Here is a 19,025-nt window from a genome sequence, read left to right as displayed (position 1 = left end):
CGCCAGCATATCGTCAAATCGCAAAACGCAATCGCACGATAACGACAGCTTACTACGGTAAAGACGTCACCACTGCGCGTAAGGCCGCAACAGTAGGTAATTCCGGCGCACGCGTAAGAGTCGCCAGACAAATCGGCTTACTCACAACAGGATCGACCAAAGGCAGCACTTTGGTCCCGGTCAAATCTCCTAAGGCGGTGACCAGAACTTGGGGAACCACAGTTGCCGCGACCCCTTCACGCGCCATGACCATCGACGCTGTGAAGCCGCTGGTTTCAGCCACAACATCGGGATGCAGCCCTTGTTCAGCAAAGATACGGTCAAGGATGCGCCGATTCTGCATTTGCGGTTCAAGGAGACTGAGCGGAAAGTCTGCAACCCTTGCCCATGGGACTGGTCCGGTTTCGTCTGTCATATCAGCCGGAAGCAAAAGCACATAGCTTTCTTCATAGAGTGGCCGCACATCGCGTAGATCCGTTCCGATTCTTTCGCAATATGTGATCCCAGCATCCAGGCTGCCTTCGTCAAGCCGGTGCTGTATGGCTGTCGACGACATGGTTTCGACTCTGGTGACAATCCGGGGGTGGGCCTGGCGCAACCGCTTTATCAGTCGTCCGGTAAACCCACTGGCTGTTGGTATGACGCCCAAGACAAGCGTGCCGCTAATCTCACCTTTTGCAGCCAATACCTGCTGTTCCAATGCTTTGGTATCGTCAAGAATACGTCTCGCCCGCTGGACAATCATCTCACCTTCCTCGGTGAGTCCCTGAAACCGGTTGGCACGGCGGACAATAGACACACCCAACCGGTCTTCGAGATTGCGAATGCGCATCGAGAAGGCAGGCTGCGAAATGCCACATTCCTCAGCTGCCTTGGCAAAATGCCGATGCCGCGCCAGAGCGCTGAGGAGCTGCAGATCACGGATTTCGATCATCATTCACCCTCTCTTAAACTGGCTTACGCCCTATGACTCATCCGGATGGGCACACAGAGAACGCTGTCACGGTTGACCTTCCTGGTCTTGAAAAATCCACACCATCCGGTCGACGAACCAGACCTTCGATATCATCGCCAGAACAAGCCCGCAGATTGCCGCCCATAAGTCCAGAGAAATTAGGCCCCACGTTAAGATCAACAGCCCGATCACCGACAACGTCGTCAAGATATACGCCATTCGAACATGATGTTCTGCAACGGGTTGCCGTTTTCTGTCCAAAAACACCCGCTCGCCCATGACCCCTTGCGCGGCCCAACTATCCAGTGACGACGGCGGGCCGAAAAGACGAGGATTCGCCCATGTCCAAAACACAACCAGACCAAACAGAATAAGTGCCCACCACCCGAACCAAACACGCGACCAGATGGCCAGCACGAACAGAGGCAAACAGCTAAACCTGGTATAGACGCTCCAAGGGTTTGCGTGCCGTGCCCAAGTGGCGTCGTCCATGGCCATCAAGCGCTCTGCGGATTTGAATATGTCAATCATACGGGCGCTATCTCACTCAATTTAGAATTTAGTCACTCTAAATCTGTGGTACGGTGATCGTGATTTCAATGCGCCCGCAATCGCACCTTAACCCTTCTTAGCGCAACTACAGAAGTCTACGTATTGAAGAGGAAATGCATCACATCTCCGTCCTTGACGATATAGCCTTTGCCCTCGGCACGCATTTTACCTGCCTCTTTGGCCCCCTGCTCACCATTCGCAGCAATATAGTCGTCATAGGCGATAGTTTCGGCCCGAATGAAGCCTTTTTCGAAATCACCATGAATCACGCCTGCTGCCTGCGGGGCGGCGGTACCTGTGCGAATAGTCCAGGCGCGGGCCTCTTTGGGGCCGACGGTGAAATAGGTTTCCAGTTTTAGCAGATCATAACCGGCACGGATCAGACGGTCGAGACCGGGCTCTTCCAAACCCATCTCGCTAAGGAACATCTCCGCCTCGTCATCCTCCAGCAGGCTGATCTCTTCTTCGATCTTGGCACTGATGATAACGTGGGAATTGCCCTGCGCCGCCGCCATCTCGGCCACTTTGGCGGAGTATTCGTTGCCCTCGGCGGCTTCTTCCTCGGATACGTTACAGACATAGAGCACCGGTTTGGTCGTCAGCAGTTGCAGCATTTTCCACGCTTTGGCGTCTTCGTTCGAGACCTCAACCAGGCGCGCGGGTTTGCCGCTTTCCAGCATCTGTTGCGCTTCGGCCAACAGGCGTTCTTGCTGTTGCGCCTCTTTGTCATTGCCTTTCAGCTTGCGCACCAGATTGGCCCGGCGCTTTTCGATGCTTTCCAGATCAGCAAGCATCAACTCAGTTTCGATCGTATCTGCATCGGCCACCGGATCAACGCGGCCATCCACATGGGTCACGTCACCATCTTCGAAACAGCGCAGGACATGGGCAATCGCGTCCGTCTCACGGATATTGGCTAGAAACTGGTTACCCAACCCCTCACCTTGCGAGGCCCCTTTCACCAGACCGGCGATATCCACAAACGTCATCCGCGTCGGAATGATCTGTTTCGAGCTGGCAATCGCCGCCAGCTTGTCCAGGCGGTCGTCAGGCACGGCAACATCGCCGACATTCGGCTCAATGGTACAGAACGGGAAATTTGCCGCTTGTGCAGCTGCAGTTTTGGTCAGCGCATTGAAGAGGGTCGACTTGCCGACATTCGGCAAACCCACAATTCCCATTTTAAAGCCCATGACGGTCTCCTGATGTCATTCGACGGCTGCTTCTATGCAGGTCCGGGCCAAGACGCAAGGCAGACAAAGCAGCCCAATCAGATAGGGCGATTTGGCAACATCACGAAAATGTTGGAGGCAAACCGGCTTGTTCCCATTGAACCATGCCATCTACGGTGACCATTTAGCGATCACAAAATGCATAATGCCGAGTACCAATGATGAAGTCTTTCCTTGTTTCTGTTGCGCTTTTGGCCGCTGCAACAACTGCCCAAGCCCAATCCGTTATCTTGGGCGCAGGATACGCGGACTACTCCGACAGCCAGTCTGTGGACCAAGCGATCTTTTCACTGGAGTATCAGCATAAGCCTTTTCACGAAGCCACTCGGTTTAGCGCCACATGGGGTGGTGCGCTGTCAGTCGACGAAGATGGTGACACCCATATCGGTGTCGGACTGGTTGGGATCTACAGTTTTGCAGATCGCTGGTTCCTGGAAGGCAGCGTGATGCCCGGCTACTATGACGAAGCCAACGCCCTGAATGATCTTGGCGGCAGCTTTCAGATCCGCAGCCTGTTTGGCATCGGCTACACGCTGGATGGCGGGAACAAGATTTCACTTGCGGTCACCCACAAATCCAATGCCAGTACGCAAGAAGAAAATCCGGGCGTGAACGCGCTGCTTGTCAGATATCACTATGACTTCTAGCTGATCTGATCAGGACCGGGATTGATTTTCGGGAAAAGTTTCTGCACATCAGGTCGAAACCTGTTTGCAAGGACACCCGATGACCCGTATCGACGCCAAGTTCGCAGCCCTGAAAGCCGAAGGAAAAAAGGCTTTTGTTGCCTATGTCATGGCGGGCGACCCTGACTATGACACCTCGCTTGAGGTGGTAAAGGGGCTTCCCGGTGCCGGCGTTGATGTGATTGAACTGGGTCTGCCCTTCACTGACCCGATGGCGGACGGCCCGACTATTCAGGCAGCAGGCCAACGGGCGCTGGACCACGGCATGACGCTGCAGCGCACGTTGGATCTGGCACGTACGTTTCGTGAAACGGATGACACCACGCCGATTGTTCTGATGGGCTACTACAACCCGATCTATAACCGGGGTGTGGAGACCTTTCTTGAGGACGCAAAAGCAGCGGGCATCGATGGTTTGATTGTCGTCGACCTGCCCCCTGAGGAAGATGAAGAACTGTGTCTTCCAGCGCAGGCCGCCGGGTTGAACTTTATCCGCCTCGCCACCCCTACAACCGATGACAATCGCCTGCCGCGCGTGCTGCAGAATACGTCGGGCTTTGTCTACTATGTGTCCATCACCGGCATCACCGGTGCTGCAGAAGCACAAGCCGCCGATGTCGGCCCCGAAGTGGCCCGGATCAAGTCCTCAACCGATCTGCCCGTCATCGTCGGCTTTGGTATTAACACCCCCGAAAAGTCCCAAAACATCGCCAGCGTCGCCGACGGTGCGGTTGTAGGGTCCGCTATTGTCAGTCAGATCGGCGCTGGAAAACCGGTACCGGAAGTACTCGATTTCGTAAAATCGCTTGCGGATGGTGCGCATCGCGCCTGATCATACCTCAATCTTGCTATGATTAGTTCACCGCCACCGGGCACAGCCCAGTGGCGGTTTCTTATTGAAGCAGGTCCTCTGTGCGCGGCGATCAACGGCACTGTTGCGGCGACTGTGGAAAATTGGTAAAAAAATATAACCAATACTAGCTAAGGTCTCAGTTTATGCCTGTCATCACCAATATCGAAGACCTGAAACGCATCTATGAGCGACGCGTCCCTCGTATGTTCTACGACTATGCGGAAAGCGGCAGCTGGACCGAGCAGACCTTTCGCGACAACAGTTCCGATTTCGAGGAGATCCGTCTGCGCCAGCGTGTTGCTGTTGACATGAGCGGACGGTCCACAGCGTCGCAAATGATCGGTCAGGACGTGTCGATGCCGGTCGCGCTGGCCCCCGTGGGGCTGACAGGCATGCAACACGCGGATGGTGAGATAAAAGCGGCCAAAGCAGCCGAAGCGTTCGGCGTTCCGTTCACCCTGTCCACCATGTCGATCAACTCAATCGAGGATGTCGCGGAATACACCAGCGCGCCGTTCTGGTTTCAGCTCTATACGATGAAGGACGATGACTATGTCAGCCGCCTGATTCAGCGGGCCAAAGATGCAAAATGCTCGGCGCTGGTCATCACACTTGATCTGCAAATCCTTGGACAGCGGCACAAAGATCTAAAAAACGGCCTGTCAGCCCCGCCAAAACTGACACCCAAAACCATCGCCAACCTGATGACAAAATGGGTTTGGGGCCTTGAGATGCTGCGCGCCAAGCGTCGCGAGTTCGGCAATATCGTAGGCCATGTCGAAGGTATCTCGGACGCATCATCCCTCGGTGCATGGACCGCCGAACAATTCGATCCGAGCCTTGACTGGAATAAGGTCGAGAAACTGATGAACCAATGGGGCGGCAAGGTGATCCTCAAGGGCATTCTCGATGCAGAGGATGCAAAAATGGCGGCGAAGCTGGGTGCGGACGCCATCGTCGTTTCCAACCACGGCGGGCGCCAACTAGATGGCGCGCTCAGCTCGATCCGTGTGCTGCCCGAGATCATGGATGCGGTCGGCGACAGCGTTGAGGTCCATTTAGACAGCGGCATCCGCTCTGGTCAGGACGTCCTAAAGGCGCTCGCGCTTGGGGCCAAAGGCACCTACATTGGTCGCGCATTTGTCTATGGACTGGGGGCCATGGGACAAAAGGGTGTCACGACCGCGCTTGAGGTTATCAGGAACGAACTGGACACCACGATGGCACTATGCGGAGAGCGGAACGTATCAGGTCTGGGGCGCCACAACCTGCTTGTTCCGGAAGATTTTGCAGGCCGGTGGCAAACCTGACGCCTTTGCAGTGTAAGCCTGCCAAAAAGCCCTTTCCAAACTGAGTGAATCAAGCTAAGGACGCGGCTTCACGCGGGCATACAGCCTTGGAGGATGCCCGCCCTAACATTGGAGAATTATCATGGCTGGAGAGATTCCTGATCTCGTAGCTCTGGAACGGACGGGGACAGGCAAGGGCGCCGCTCGTCAAGCACGCCGCGACGGCATGGTTCCGGGCATTGTGTTTGGTGGCGACAAAGAGCCGCTGCCGATCCAGATTCCGTTCAACGAACTGTTCAAGCGCCTGAAAGCGGGCCGGTTCAAATCGACCCTGTGGAACCTGAAGGTTGACGGCCACGAAGACGTGCGCGTCATCTGCCGCGACGTTCAGCGTGATGTCGTCAAAGATCTGCCGACCCACCTGGACCTGATGCGCCTGCGCCGGACCACCAAGATCGCACTGTTCATCCCGGTTGAGTTCGTCAACGAAGAAGAAGCGCCTGGCATCAAAAAGGGCGGCGTTCTGACCGTTGTCCGCCCGGAAATCGAGCTGATGTGTACCGCAGGTGAAATCCCTGAGAAGATCACTGTTGATCTGACAGGTCTGAACATCAACGACGTTGTGACCATTTCGTCGGTCGATCTGCCTTCGGGCACGAAACCGACTATTGATCGTGACTTCGTAATTGCAAACATCTCGGCACCGACCGGTCTGGCGACCAGCGATGACGATGAAGGCGAAGACGGCGAAGTTGCTGTAGACGAAGTCGAAGTGATCGGCGAAGAAGAATAAGTCTTCGGTCATAGGAAGATCACGAAACGAGGCCTCCGGGCCTCGTTTTTTTGTCTCGGCGCGACGCGGGGTGGTGTTTTGGGTTAAAATCGTGCGATCACCTGCGCATGTGGCAGGCGGCGCAAGATGAGGGCTGAACGATGAAGCTGTTTGTTGGGCTGGGAAACCCCGGGTCAAAATACGCAGGCAACCGGCACAATATCGGCTTCATGGCCGTGGACAGAATTGCCAAAGATCATGGCTTTGGCCCCTGGAAAACCAAGTTTCAGGGTGAGATCGCCGAAGGTCGTCTGGGCACCGAAAAAATCCTGCTTCTCAAACCTGCAACATTCATGAACCGCTCAGGTCAATCCGTTGGCGAAGCGATGCGGTTCTACAAGCTCGAGTCAACCGACGTGACCGTGTTTCACGATGAACTGGATCTGGCCCCGGGCAAAGTCCGCGTCAAAGCAGGTGGTGGTCATGCCGGCCATAACGGGCTGCGGTCGGTTCATGAGCACATCGGCGCAGCCTATGACCGGGTCCGGCTGGGCATCGGCCATCCCGGTCGCAAAGAGATGGTCTCGCCCTATGTTCTGAGCGATTTCGCCAAGGCCGAGAGCGAATGGCTGGAAGACGTGCTGCGCGGCGTCTCGGATGGTGCTGATCATCTGGCACAGGGGGATGCCGGGAAGTTCATGAATGCAATCGCCCTGCGCACTGCGCCTCCGCGATCCTCCAAGTCACCCCAAGCCGCCAAACCCACTCGGGAACCTGCCAAACAACCGGAACCCGCAACGGATGAGCGTTCGGCGATGCAGAAGCTTCTGGACAAGTTCAAATAGAACATTCGCCCTGCCCCTGACGCAGTAGCCCGTGTGGCCACCCCGCATGGCTTTCTGGCACCGAGATGTCAAAACCTTTCGCGCCCGCATATGAACTCTGTAAGGTGAGGCCATGCAAAAACAAGACAGCATAAATGTACTGGGGGGCGTTCTCGCCCCTTGCTCGCGCGATCCTCTGACCGGGTTCTTCCGAGATGGTGCCTGCAACACCTGCCCCGAAGATCAGGGCAGTCACACGGTCTGCGCCGTCATGACAGCCGAATTCCTCGCGTTCTCAAAATATGTTGGAAACGACCTGAGCACGCCCCGGCCCGAGTTTGACTTTCCCGGCCTCAAACCCGGCGACAGCTGGTGCTTGTGCGCCAGCAGATTTCTGCAGGCTCATGATGAAGGCTGTGCGCCTCTGGTGCATCTCGAGGCAACACATCAGCGCGCGCTGGATATCGTACCGCTGAGCATTCTGACCGCCTATCAGGCACCGACATGACCCATCTTTAAGGGGCAACCGCACGATAACCGCGCGATGTGCGTGACGGTGGCCCCGCTGGAAAGCTGTGCTGGCTCTGCAATTGCCACCCGGCTGTCTTGAGCATACCCGCCACCGCATCCGGCCGGTAAGACCGATGCCTCCATTGCAACCAGATAATCGCATTGCACCAATGAGGTTTGCTGACCACCAGCCACAGGGTGGCCCCGGGCGTCGCCAGTTCACGCATCCGGCGCAGCGCAGCAACCGGATCCGTGCAGTGTTCCAGAACATGCGCCGCCAACAGGCAATCGAAACGCGCGTCGGCGCGAACATACTCCAACCGGGTTTGCAAGGTGACGGCGTCAACACCCCGGCGCACCAAAGCCCGCTGGGCCTGCTGCAACATCTTTGCCGAAGGTTCCAAAAGCGTCGTCCGCCCGTCCGGCTGAATTACTGCGCGTGCCTCTGCAAATGCACCGGTGCCGCATCCGATATCCAAGGCGTTTTGCCCGAGCTCTACACCGGGATCAGCTGAAAGAAACCCCAGATATGCATCGAAATACCCAAGCAGGCGCATCTTATCCGCCCAGCCAGGTGCAGCTGCGTCATATTTCTGGTCAATACGGGTGGACGAGGTCAGGTTCCGCATGGTGCACAGCCTGACACAGTTCCAGAAAGGCGCATAGCCCCGGTGGCGGGGCTCAGTCCGCCTCGCGCCCTTCGGTATCGGACATGTCAAAGCCCAGATGCTTGGCGACGGTGAAGATATCCTTGTCCCCGCGCCCACACATATTCATGCAAATAATGTGATCCTTAGGCAGATCGGGCGCGATCTTCATGACATGGGCGAGCGCATGGCTAGGTTCGAGCGCCGGGATGATCCCCTCGGTCGCGCAGCACAGCTGGAACGCCTCCAGCGCCTCTTTGTCGGTGATCGAGACATATTGCGCGCGCCCCACCTCATGCAGCCACGAGTGTTCAGGGCCAATCCCGGGGTAATCCAGACCCGCCGAGATCGAATAGCCTTCCAGAATCTGGCCATCGTCATCTTGCAACAGATAAGTACGGTTGCCGTGCAAAACCCCAGGCCGCCCCCCGGTCAGCGAGGCGCAATGTTCCATTTTTTCGTTCACGCCCCGGCCACCGGCCTCAACGCCGATGATGTTGACCTCTTTGTCATCAAGGAACGGAAAGAACAGGCCCATCGCATTCGAGCCGCCGCCAATAGCGGCGATGATCGTGTCGGGCAGACGGCCTTCGGCTTTTTGCATCTGCTCTTTGGCTTCCTTGCCGATGATCGACTGGAAGTCGCGGACCATTGCTGGATAAGGATGCGGGCCAGCCACGGTGCCGATGCAATAGAAAGTGTCGCGCACATTGGTCACCCAATCCCGCAGCGCATCATTCATTGCGTCCTTCAACGTGCCGCGCCCGGACGTTACCGGCACAACTTCGGCCCCCAACAGTCGCATGCGGAACACGTTCGGGGCCTGACGCTGCACGTCATGCGCGCCCATATAGACCACGCACTTCAGACCAAACTTGGCGCAGACCGTAGCCGTAGCAACGCCGTGCTGTCCGGCGCCGGTTTCCGCGATAATCCGAGTCTTGCCCATGCGGCGCGCCAGAATGATCTGGCCCAGCACGTTGTTGATCTTGTGCGCGCCGGTGTGGTTCAGCTCATCGCGCTTCATATAGATTTTTGCGCCACCCAGATGATCGGTCAGGCGTTCCGCAAAATAAAGCGGCGAGGGGCGACCCACATAGTTCGCCCAAAGATCGTCCATCTCGGCCCAGAAGGTCGGATCATCCTTGGCACTCTCATATTCCTCTTCCAGCGACAGGATCAGCGGCATAAGAGTTTCGCTGACAAACCGCCCGCCGAAGATGCCAAAACGGCCCTGCTCGTCAGGACCGGACATGAAGGAATTAAAGAGGTCGTTGGCCATGGGTATCTCCATCGTCGTGCCCGTTGTTCATAGGAGGTGGCGACGGGATTTGCCATCGCAAAACGTCAACACCGATGACGATCAGGGCGTGGCGTCCAGAAATGCCCGGATCAGGTCGGCATCCTTGATCCCCGGCGCGCTTTCGACACCCGACGAGACATCAACCTGCTGCGCCCCCGTCATTCGGATCGCCTCGGCCACATTGTCCGGGGTCAGACCCCCGGCCAGCATCCAAGGACGACGCCAGTACTTGCGTCCAGCCAGCAGGCGCCAGTCAAAAGCCAGACCATTGCCGCCGGGCAATTCCGAATGGCGCGGGGGTTTGGCGTCAATCAACAGCTGGTCTGCAACGTCGGAATAAAGATCAATGGCGGCTAGGTCTTCTGCATCAGCCACACCAATCGCTTTCATCACCGGCAGACCAAACCGTTCGCGGACCTCAGCAACGCGATCAGGACTTTCTTTGCCGTGCAACTGCAACATATCCATAGGAACTGTCGAGATGATCTGATCCAATTCCTCATCTGTTGCGTTCACGGTCAACGCTACCTTTGCGATCCCAACCGGCACCAGTTGCGCAAGCTCTGCGGCCCTAGCCGTGTCCAGATGCCGAGGCGATTTTGGAAAAAAGACAAATCCAACATAGCGCGCACCCGCATCGGCAGCGGCGCGCACGTGATTCGGTGCGGTCAGCCCGCATATCTTTACACTCACAGTGTCCGACATCTGCGGGCCTCAGCTTGCCTCATCAAGCAGGGCAAGGACGTCATCTTGCCCCTGATTCTGCTTTTTCTTGAGCTTTTTGACCTCACGTTCAAGCTTGCGTACTTCGCTACTCTTGGCCGTGGCATCGCGGCGATGCTTGTGTTCGCGCAGCCATTCCCAAAGGAAACCGATAACCAATCCGGCCACCACACCACCCAGCACAACCAGGAAAAGCGGCAACGATGTGGTTGGATTGAAGCCCAACAACTCTGACAAGGAATCGGGCATCAGCTTCAGTTCGACGATCTGGCGGTTGGCCAGAGATACCGAAATCAGGACGATCCCAAGGATCGCAAGAAAAGCATAGCGAATATAGCGTATCATACGCTCACGCTTTACCGTTCAAACGGTCCCGTAGCAACTTCCCTGTTTTGAAAAATGGCACACATTTTTCTTCGACCTGTACGGTCTCGCCTGTTCTAGGGTTACGACCGACACGTGCGTCCCGCTTTTTAACTGAAAAGGCGCCAAAACCACGCAGTTCCACCCGATCACCGCGCGACATTGCGTCGGTCACTTCTTCGAAAACGGTATTTACGATCCGCTCAACATCTCGTTGATAAAGATGCGGGTTCTCGTCGGCAATTTTCTGAATCAGTTCTGAACGGATCATGCGTGCTTCCCTCCCAGGTCACCGTGTTACCTCGTCTACTGGTCTGTGCAGTATAGGAAAAAACGCGCGAGGGGGGAACGTAAACTCTGTGTGTCCGGGCGCCCTTTTTGAAAAAACTTCGCAGAATTTGAAGTCGGATCTCGGTTTGAGCTCAAAATTCGCGACTTCCAGGTTCACCGGCCTTGGATTTCAGAACATATTGATTCGCAACAAAAACGGCCCCGCACCTAAGTGCGAGGCCGTAAATTCAATCAGGGATATGTCCCGGATCAGTCGCCCGATTTCAGCGCGGCGCCCAGGATATCGCCCAGCGATGCGCCCGAGTCGGAGGAACCGTACTGTTCCACGGCCTCTTTCTCTTCGGCGATCTCGCGTGCCTTAATCGACAGGCCCAGACGGCGGGTCTTGCTGTCGACATTGGTGACGCGAACGTCGACCTTGTCACCAACCGAGAAACGCTCGGGGCGTTGTTCAGCACGGTCACGCGACAGATCGGAACGACGGATGAACGACTTCATGCCTTCGTATTCGACCTCGACGCCGCCATCTTCGATTGCGGTCACTTCGACAGTCACGATCGAGCCACGCTTCACGCCGCCCACTGCTTCGGCGAACTTGTCACCACCCAGGGCTTTGATCGAAAGCGAAATACGCTCTTTTTCCACGTCAACTTCAGAGACAACGGCCGAAACCATGTCGCCTTTGCGGTAGTTCTGGATCGCATCTTCGCCACGCTCGTCCCAGCTGAGGTCCGACAGGTGAACCATGCCGTCGATGTCGCCTTCGAGGCCGATGAACAGACCGAATTCGGTGATGTTCTTGACTTCGCCTTCGACTTCTGTGCCCTGCGGGTGCGTTTCTGCAAACACTTCCCATGGGTTGCGCTGAGTCTGCTTCAAGCCCAGAGACACGCGACGCTTGGCGCCGTCGATTTCCAGGACCATGACTTCGACTTCCTGGCTGGTCGAAACGATCTTGCCGGGGTGTACGTTTTTCTTGGTCCAGGACATTTCGGACACGTGCACCAGACCTTCGACACCGGCTTCCAACTCGACGAACGCGCCGTAGTCGGTGATGTTGGTGACGCGACCCTGATGGACCGAGCCCAGCGGGTACTTGGCAGCAACCAGATCCCACGGATCTTCCTGGAGCTGCTTCATGCCCAGGCTGATGCGGTGGGTCTCTTTGTTGATCTTGATGACCTGAACCTTGATGGTTTCGCCGATCGTCAGGATCTCGGACGGGTGGTTCACACGGCGCCATGCCATGTCGGTGACGTGCAGCAGGCCGTCAACGCCGCCCAGGTCAACAAATGCACCGTATTCGGTGATGTTTTTGACAACACCCTCGACGGTCTGACCTTCGGACAGGTTGCCAATAACTTCGGCACGCTGTTCGGCACGCGATTCTTCCAGGATTGCGCGGCGCGACACAACGATGTTGCCACGGCGGCGGTCCATTTTCAGAATCTGGAACGGCTGCTTCAGACCCATCAGCGGGCCAGCGTCGCGCACAGGGCGGACGTCAACCTGCGAGCCGGGCAGGAACGCAACTGCGCCACCCAGATCAACGGTGAAGCCACCTTTGACGCGACCAAAGATTGCACCTTCGACGCGCTGGTCGTCGGCATATGCTTTTTCCAGACGGTCCCATGCCTCTTCACGGCGGGCCATCTCGCGCGAGATGACGGCTTCGCCACGGGCGTTTTCTGCGGCGCGCAGGTATACTTCGACCTCGTCACCTACAGCGATTTCAGGGGCTTCGCCGGGATTTGCGAATTCTTTCAGATCAACGCGGCCTTCCATTTTGTAGCCTACGTCGATGATGGCTTGGCCGGCTTCGATCGCCAGAACCTTACCTTTGACAACAGAACCCTCTTCGGGCGTGTCCATTTCGAAGCTTTCGTTCAGGAGGGCTTCGAATTCCTCCATGGATGCGTTAGCCATGTGGCGTTGTTTTCCTCTACATACGTTTTTGCTGGCCGAGCGGTTGTCTCCGCCGGTCTTGTTTCATGATGTCTTCAGGCGTGACCCGGTGCGCCGCTGAGCAAACAAACACAAAGGGCCGAGGTTTCCCGGCCCTGCTCAGAAACGTCATCCGGACGTTGACCGCCCTTGTATCGACAGCGCGCGTATAGGTGGATTCTGCACTATGTGCAAGGGCCAAGCCTCCATTTCAAAGGTCGGGCCGGTTATCGCCGGCCCGGCGTCAGGGCTTTGCCACCCAAACTTTTGCATCCCGCAGCAACATCGCCCGCTCGATTGCCTCCAGCCGCACAAGGGCGGCCTGCGGATCGCGGCTACCACCCGCACGGTTCCAGATTTTCAAGGCCGAAGCAGGGCTCCACGGAAGGCAGGCTTGCGCCAGCCATGCCCGCAATGGCTGCGGCAGGGCGTCATAGGCCTGCATCGGCGGGCGCTGCCGCCTGCGACGCTTGAGATCGCTTCTCAAATTGCGGCCCGGTCCGCCTGATCCATTGATCTGCGACCGGAGTCTGGTCAATGTCATGCTGTTTGCACCTAGTTTTTGTGATGATATTACATCTCATCTGTCGGGATGCAACACACAGCAGCCCCAAACGGCTCGTCCAATTGGCCTGTTGACCATCACGATGCCGCTGAGTTTCGGGTATTGAGATATAATCCGCGACCCGCCGGGATGCCGCGACAGCTTAGAACAATTGCAAATCCTTCGCACCGCTTTGGATTTCTGCGAAGTTCGGCATGTTCTGAACTGCCACGGGTGCCGGTTTCGCTCCCGGCAGGGCCACCGTTGGCTGCATCGCAGCCGCAGCTTTACCAAACGCAGGTTTTTCCAGTTCTCCCCGGATGTCACGCAACAGCGTTTTATGGTCAGGCATCGACTTGAGTATCTGAGCAAGGTCGACCTTCGCCCCTTTCCACCACTGGAACCAGATTGGCTTCTTCAAGGGTCGGATACGATCGCGAATGCCTGTCCCGTAGCCCGTATCATAAACCTGCTTACCCAAAAGCACCGTCTGATACACGCGATGATCAAACAGCGTGGCGAACTCTACATCATGCTGCATCGGCAGGCGGTACTGCCACAGCTCCAGGTTCTCGGCCAGCCGATCAGGGACCTTCATCTCAGAGCGCGCATCAATCCAGTATTGGTCATCGGTCCGGTTGCCCAAGCGGTAGTGCAGACAGATGAATTCCAGCACCTCATTATAAAGCTTATCCATCTGCCGATTGTATCTGGCCCTAAGGGACGGTTCGATATCCCGCGTCGGCAAATGCTCTGCAAACCAACGTATGGCATGATCAATCATGTGGATTGCGGTGCTTTCCAGCGGCTCGATAAACCCACCGGACAGGCCAATTGCCACACAGTTCTTGACCCAGGCGTTGCGGACACGCCCAACGCGCATCGGGATAACCCGCGGTGTCAGACCTTTGCCACTGTCTCCCAGCCACTCAAGATATTCATCCGCTGCCTGATCATCCGTGCGATGCGCAGACGAAAAAACATAACCCGTCCCCACCCGATTATACAGCGGCACGCGCCATGTCCAACCGGCGCCAAGGGCGGTCGACCGCGTCAGGCTCTCGATCTTCTCGGGATCGGGATGCTCGATCTGCAGGGCCATGGCGCGGTCGTTTGGCAGGTACTCCGAATAATCCATGAACGGCTCACCCAGCGCCTGATTGATGATCAGGCCACGGAAACCGGTGCAATCCACAACCATCTCAATGTCATGACGCCCCTTGCGCTCTAACATCAGGTGGCTGACATTACCCTGCTCATCCAGTTCGACCGATTGCACCTCATCCTGAATATGCTCGACGCCACGCTTGACACAGACCTTGGTCAGCATGCCTGCAAATTTTACAGCATCCAGATGGTAGGCATAGCCAAATCGTTGCTCGAATTCGGGTTGGCCCAACGGTCGAGCCCCTTTGCAAAGGCGCGCCAGATCATCATGCGGCGCAATAGACTGCGTAAAATCCCGATCTCCGTTGCCAAAGCGTAGAAAGTACTCGGCAGCCTCCAGCCCTTCCAACATCTGGCCATGTGCAAAAGGGTTCACATAGTCGATGCGATTGCCCTTAGCGTCGTTGTTCCAGTTGCAGAACTTCACCCCCAGCTTGAACGAGGCATTCGTTTCGCGAAAAAAATCCCGCTCGGAAATCCCAGCCTGACGCAGCGTGACCGGCATCCGCGGCACGGTCGCCTCTCCAACACCCACGGTAGAGATATTGGGGCTTTCGATCAGACAGATGCGCGGGCGATCCTTGGGCCCTGATGTCCGTGAAAACACCATGTCCAAGATGAGCGCAGTCATCCAGCCCGCCGTGCCGCCCCCCACGATGGTGATCTTGTTCAAGCGATTATTCATATTGTTCAGTCCCTGTTGGCTTGCGGGATTTTTTTAGCCACCCCCCTTTTTATTTTTGGGGCTTATTCGGCAGCTTTCCCTTGTCGCTGGGTAGGAACTATAGCAGCTTTCCCGCAGCCATCTAGGGCTTAGAGCGCGAACACCAGAACCGATCGCTGAGTATCCTTCTCTCTGCAACTTTCAATGTGCATGACATGCGACGAGGCATCTCGCGCTTTGTGGTTGCGGTCAGAAAGGCTAAGCTCCGCAGCCATCTGAGCACGCCTCAGATTTCCTCGCCCTTCTTCAAGAGCTCTTCGATCAGTTCGCGTTGCAGGTCCGTGCTGTCGCCGCCGCCGAACTCAGCCGCACCGCCCGAATAGAGCGTGCCATATGTCGTGGCGATGTTCACGGTCTGCGCAAGCCCAGAGATAAACTGATCCTTACTCAGCCGCGACAACGGATGGATAAAGGTGGCCCACAAGGTATCATTGGCGATGGCATAGCGTGCATCCAATGTGCTGTCGAAATTGGCCTGCATCATGCGCTTGAGATCTGCAGGCGACAGTTCGGTGGCACTTCCGATCGCAATCATCGCCCGCATCCGGTCTGCGTTGACATCTGTGACCACCAGAACCGGAACATCCGAAACGGTTAGCTGAAAGCCCGGCCCGCTGGGTAGAGCATCAGGATCGAGCGTAAAGATAATCTTGCCCAACCGCTCATAGCTCATCGGGGGCTCAGGTTTCTCGGTTTCCTGAGCGGCGAGGCCTGTGGCCAGGAACAACAAAACAAAGGCAAGTCGGATCATAAGGGCACTCCTGCAGACGTTCTGTTGAGCATAGTCAGGGTCTGCGGGGCTGGCCAAACAAAGCTTGGTGAACAGCTTTGTGATAGGCTCCGCAGTTCTGGACGATCTGCAACATCTGTCGGCCTGCCTGCGATAACGCGTTCATCTGACAGCTTCTATTTGTGTGAGACCGGTCAGAAACACCGCTGACCCGCAACATGAATGGAAAGGAAATCGAAATGAAATCCCTTACTTTGTCGACACTGATCGCCGCCCAAGCCCTGATTGCAGTGCCTGCATTTGCAGCCGATGAAATCAACGTTTCAAACGGCATCTCTGCGGCTGGAGCCCCGCTGGCGGCGCATGGCGTGGATCTGGTGGCCCTGGTGAATGACGGAAACCCGGTCGACGGGTTCGCCACGCATTCGGCCACCTATGACGGCGCATCCTACTACTTCACCTCGCCCGAGAACCGAGCGGCGTTCGAGGCAAACCCGGCGGCCTATCTGCCGCAGCATGGCGGCTTCTGCTCGTTTGGGGTCTCGGTGGGTAAAAAATTCGACGGCGACCCGGATCAGTATCTGGTCGCAGAGGGTAAACTGTACCTGTTCCTGAATGCCGATACCCGAGCAAGTTTCCTGAAAGACGTTGCTGGAACAGCGCAAACGGCGGACGATCAATGGTCTAAGATCAAGACAATTGCAGTTGGCGAATTGTAAGCGCTATACAGTGTGCTGCCCGCAGCGTTACCGCGCGGCGGGCAGTTTCTGTTCAATAATCGCAATGGCGCGCGCCAGCGCATCGTCGACGCTCAGATCAGAGGTATCCAGCACAACGGCATCCTCTGCCGCCTTCATGGGCGCAGCACTTCTGCCGGCGTCGCGCGCGTCGCGCTCGCGGACATCTGCCAGCACCTGCGCGGGCGTCACATCCGAACCCTTGGCCTGCAGCTCCAGATATCTTCGCTCGGCACGGACCTCTGCGCTGGCTGTCACGAACAGCTTTACCTCGGCATAAGGGCAAATCATCGTGCCGATGTCGCGCCCATCCAGAACCGCACCGCCCGCTCGGCGCGCAAAGGCGCGCTGGAAATCGACCAACGCGGATCGGACCTCAGGGATCACGGCCACTTTCGAGGCCGCCTGCGCAATGTCAGCGGTGCGCAAATCGCCCTGCGTAAGTTCTTCGGCGGTCAGGACCTGCGCTGCGGCAACGGCGTCGATGCCCTCCAATGTCCGCCGACCAACCGCGCGATACAAAAGCCCCGTATCCAGATGGGCCAGCCCGAACTGGGCTGCCACCCCTTTGGAAATCGTTCCTTTTCCCGCAGCGGCGGGGCCATCTATGGCGACGGTGAAGCTTTCGATTTGCATCAGGCCTGCCGGGTGTTTCGGCTCAACTGCGCGCCCAGTCCCGCCATCAGTGGCTCAAAAATCGGGAACGAGGTTGCGATAGGACCTGCGTCATCTACTGTAACGCCAGATTTTGCCCCCATACCCAGGATCATAAAGGACATCGCGATGCGGTGATCCAGAAAGCTCTCGCAGGTGCCGCAGCCCGGCACATTGCCGATGCCCAGCCCTTCAACGGACCACCAGTCATCTCCCTCGTCGACAGCGACACCGTTGGCGCGCAGACCACGGGCCATCGCGTCGATCCGATCACTTTCCTTGACGCGCAGCTCTTTCACGCCGCCCATCATCGTGGTGCCAACTGCGTTCGCAGCAACAACGGAAAGCACCGGGTATTCATCGATCATCGAGGCCGCGCGCTCTGGCGGGACCGTAATACCCTTCATGTCCGGAGAGTACCGCGCGCGCAGATCGGCAACCGGTTCGCCACCTTCCTCACGTTCGTTTTCATAGGTCAGGTCCGCGCCCATTTCCCGGAGCGTGGTGAACAGGCCAGCCCGGGTTGGGTTGAGACCGATACCGGGGACCAGCACATCCGAACCGGGCGTGATCAACGCCGCACATACCGGGAATGCCGCGCTGGACGGATCGCGTGGTACAGCAATTACCTGCGGCTTCAACTCGGGCCGCCCCGTCAGCGTTATCACACGCCCCGCATCGGTATCCTCAACCGTGATCTCGGCGCCAAATCCGGCGAGCATCCGTTCCGAATGATCTCGGGTCGCCTCTTTTTCAATCACAACGGTCTGCCCCGGCGCGTTCAGCCCCGCCAGCAACACTGCAGATTTCACCTGCGCCGATGGAACCGGCACTTCGTAGCGCACAGGAACCGGGTCGGCAGCGCCTAAAATGGTCATGGGCAGCCGCCCTTCCGAGCGGCCAACAGCTTGTGTGCCAAACAGAGCCAACGGATCGGTTACCCGTGCCATGGGGCGTTTGTTCAAGCTGGCATCCCCGGTGAACGTCGCAGAGATCGGCGAGGTCGCCATAGCGCCCATGATCAACCGCACCCCGGTGCCAGAATTGCCACAATCGATCACCTGATCGGGTTCGGCGAACCCGCCCACGCCGACGCCATGCACGGTCCACTCACCGCCGCCATGGTCGGTGACCTCGGCCCCAAAGGCCCGCATGGCCTTCGCGGTATCGAGCACATCCTCGCCCTCAAGAAGGCCGGTAATCCGGGTTTCCCCAACCGCCATCGCGCCCAGGATCAGGGACCGGTGCGAAATCGACTTATCTCCCGGCACGTCAGCGGTACCGGTCAGCGGACCGCAGGGATGCGACGTCATCGGGGTGGGCGTGCCGTGTCCGGACATGAGGGCTCCTTTTGCGCTATCAGTCACAGGCCGATTAGCGAATTGGAACCGCTTGGTCCAGCGGCAATACCCTCTGGTGCCTGCGTCGGTCTTAAAAGCGACAGCTAATTGTGGGTAAAACTCCGGAAATAGGCTATGATCGCCGCATTCACATTACCCGAGTTACCAGTTTTCAATACGTTTTA

21 protein-coding genes are annotated in these 19,025 nt (G+C 57.2%); 7 read left to right on the top strand and 14 right to left on the bottom strand.

From position 1 onward, the window contains the following. Positions 1-52 precede the first annotated feature (52 nt). From ACR0I7_RS10820 to ychF, 3 genes are all read right to left on the bottom strand, one after another. Positions 53-934: a LysR family transcriptional regulator gene (locus tag ACR0I7_RS10820; RefSeq protein WP_480511170.1), complete on the bottom strand. Its 882-nt coding sequence runs from the start codon at positions 932-934 to the stop codon at positions 53-55. Positions 935-1,000: 66 nt separating this feature from the next. Beyond that, on the bottom strand, positions 1,001-1,447 hold the full coding sequence (locus ACR0I7_RS10815; RefSeq protein ID WP_480510849.1) for a DUF6653 family protein: 447 nt from the start codon (positions 1,445-1,447) through the stop codon (positions 1,001-1,003). Positions 1,448-1,602: 155 nt separating this feature from the next. Then, complete coding sequence (gene ychF / locus ACR0I7_RS10810) at positions 1,603-2,700, bottom strand: redox-regulated ATPase YchF (RefSeq protein WP_480510847.1); 1,098 nt, start codon at positions 2,698-2,700, stop codon at positions 1,603-1,605. Between the two features lie 197 nt (positions 2,701-2,897). Here ychF and ACR0I7_RS10805 point away from each other — a divergent pair, with 197 nt between their 5' ends. The 6 genes from ACR0I7_RS10805 to ACR0I7_RS10780 all read left to right on the top strand — a co-directional run bounded on the left by ACR0I7_RS10805 (position 2,898) and on the right by ACR0I7_RS10780 (position 7,671). After that, positions 2,898-3,386 carry an acyloxyacyl hydrolase gene (locus tag ACR0I7_RS10805; protein WP_480510845.1) on the top strand — a complete coding sequence of 163 codons (489 nt, stop codon included), beginning with the start codon at positions 2,898-2,900 and terminating at the stop codon, positions 3,384-3,386. Positions 3,387-3,465: 79 nt separating this feature from the next. Next, entirely contained in the window at positions 3,466-4,257 is a 792-nt protein-coding gene (gene trpA, locus ACR0I7_RS10800) for a tryptophan synthase subunit alpha (protein ID WP_480510843.1), read from the top strand. A gap of 164 nt (positions 4,258-4,421) precedes the next feature. Continuing rightward, complete coding sequence (locus tag ACR0I7_RS10795; protein WP_480510841.1) at positions 4,422-5,588, top strand: alpha-hydroxy acid oxidase; 1,167 nt, start codon at positions 4,422-4,424, stop codon at positions 5,586-5,588. A gap of 121 nt (positions 5,589-5,709) precedes the next feature. After that, positions 5,710-6,360 carry a 50S ribosomal protein L25/general stress protein Ctc gene (locus ACR0I7_RS10790; RefSeq protein WP_480510839.1) on the top strand — a complete coding sequence of 217 codons (651 nt, stop codon included), beginning with the start codon at positions 5,710-5,712 and terminating at the stop codon, positions 6,358-6,360. A gap of 140 nt (positions 6,361-6,500) precedes the next feature. Continuing rightward, a complete protein-coding gene (gene pth / locus ACR0I7_RS10785; RefSeq protein WP_480510837.1) occupies positions 6,501-7,184 on the top strand; it encodes an aminoacyl-tRNA hydrolase in 684 nt (227 codons plus the stop codon). A 112-nt stretch (positions 7,185-7,296) separates the two neighbouring features. Next, positions 7,297-7,671, top strand: coding sequence for a DUF2237 family protein (locus ACR0I7_RS10780; RefSeq protein WP_480510836.1), 375 nt, complete (start codon positions 7,297-7,299; stop codon positions 7,669-7,671). Positions 7,672-7,678: 7 nt separating this feature from the next. On the opposite strand, the gene ACR0I7_RS10775 is transcribed toward ACR0I7_RS10780, so the two are convergent. The 9 genes from ACR0I7_RS10775 to ACR0I7_RS10735 form a co-directional block, all read right to left on the bottom strand. Continuing rightward, the gene (locus ACR0I7_RS10775) at positions 7,679-8,302 is read right to left on the bottom strand and encodes a class I SAM-dependent methyltransferase (protein ID WP_480510834.1); all 624 of its coding nucleotides are present in this window, start codon (positions 8,300-8,302) and stop codon (positions 7,679-7,681) included. A 52-nt stretch (positions 8,303-8,354) separates the two neighbouring features. Beyond that, the gene (gene trpB, locus ACR0I7_RS10770) at positions 8,355-9,602 is read right to left on the bottom strand and encodes a tryptophan synthase subunit beta (protein WP_480510832.1); all 1,248 of its coding nucleotides are present in this window, start codon (positions 9,600-9,602) and stop codon (positions 8,355-8,357) included. Positions 9,603-9,683: 81 nt separating this feature from the next. Beyond that, positions 9,684-10,328: a phosphoribosylanthranilate isomerase gene (locus ACR0I7_RS10765; RefSeq protein WP_480510830.1), complete on the bottom strand. Its 645-nt coding sequence runs from the start codon at positions 10,326-10,328 to the stop codon at positions 9,684-9,686. A gap of 9 nt (positions 10,329-10,337) precedes the next feature. Beyond that, the gene (locus ACR0I7_RS10760) at positions 10,338-10,691 is read right to left on the bottom strand and encodes a lipopolysaccharide assembly protein LapA domain-containing protein (protein WP_480510828.1); all 354 of its coding nucleotides are present in this window, start codon (positions 10,689-10,691) and stop codon (positions 10,338-10,340) included. 4 nt (positions 10,692-10,695) lie between these two features. Continuing rightward, complete coding sequence (gene ihfB / locus ACR0I7_RS10755) at positions 10,696-10,980, bottom strand: integration host factor subunit beta (protein WP_008758048.1); 285 nt, start codon at positions 10,978-10,980, stop codon at positions 10,696-10,698. A gap of 269 nt (positions 10,981-11,249) precedes the next feature. Next, positions 11,250-12,926: a 30S ribosomal protein S1 gene (rpsA, locus tag ACR0I7_RS10750; RefSeq protein ID WP_480510826.1), complete on the bottom strand. Its 1,677-nt coding sequence runs from the start codon at positions 12,924-12,926 to the stop codon at positions 11,250-11,252. Between the two features lie 262 nt (positions 12,927-13,188). Continuing rightward, positions 13,189-13,488, bottom strand: a complete 300-nt coding sequence (locus tag ACR0I7_RS10745; protein ID WP_480510824.1) for a DUF6525 family protein — start codon at positions 13,486-13,488, stop codon at positions 13,189-13,191. A 163-nt stretch (positions 13,489-13,651) separates the two neighbouring features. After that, positions 13,652-15,340: a tryptophan halogenase family protein gene (locus ACR0I7_RS10740; RefSeq protein WP_480510822.1), complete on the bottom strand. Its 1,689-nt coding sequence runs from the start codon at positions 15,338-15,340 to the stop codon at positions 13,652-13,654. A gap of 265 nt (positions 15,341-15,605) precedes the next feature. Then, the gene (locus ACR0I7_RS10735) at positions 15,606-16,130 is read right to left on the bottom strand and encodes a hypothetical protein (protein WP_480510820.1); all 525 of its coding nucleotides are present in this window, start codon (positions 16,128-16,130) and stop codon (positions 15,606-15,608) included. A 218-nt stretch (positions 16,131-16,348) separates the two neighbouring features. On the opposite strand from ACR0I7_RS10735, the gene ACR0I7_RS10730 reads away from it, so the two are divergent. Next, a complete protein-coding gene (locus tag ACR0I7_RS10730) occupies positions 16,349-16,828 on the top strand; it encodes a YHS domain-containing (seleno)protein (RefSeq protein ID WP_480510818.1) in 480 nt (159 codons plus the stop codon). 27 nt (positions 16,829-16,855) lie between these two features. Here the strand turns inward: ACR0I7_RS10730 and ACR0I7_RS10725 are convergent, their stop codons facing one another. Both ACR0I7_RS10725 and aroA read right to left on the bottom strand, forming a co-directional pair. Continuing rightward, positions 16,856-17,482 (bottom strand): (d)CMP kinase, encoded by a 627-nt coding sequence (locus ACR0I7_RS10725; RefSeq protein ID WP_480510817.1) that lies wholly within the window; start codon positions 17,480-17,482, stop codon positions 16,856-16,858. Continuing rightward, positions 17,482-18,840, bottom strand: coding sequence for a 3-phosphoshikimate 1-carboxyvinyltransferase (aroA, locus tag ACR0I7_RS10720; RefSeq protein ID WP_480510815.1), 1,359 nt, complete (start codon positions 18,838-18,840; stop codon positions 17,482-17,484). The genes ACR0I7_RS10725 and aroA overlap by 1 nt, the downstream gene beginning before the upstream one ends. Positions 18,841-19,025: the final 185 nt, after the last annotated feature.

The organism is Ruegeria sp. AM1, assembly GCF_056540745.1.
Note: the sequence above shows the minus strand (reverse complement) of the source record. Positions and strands in the feature narration are given on the sequence as shown.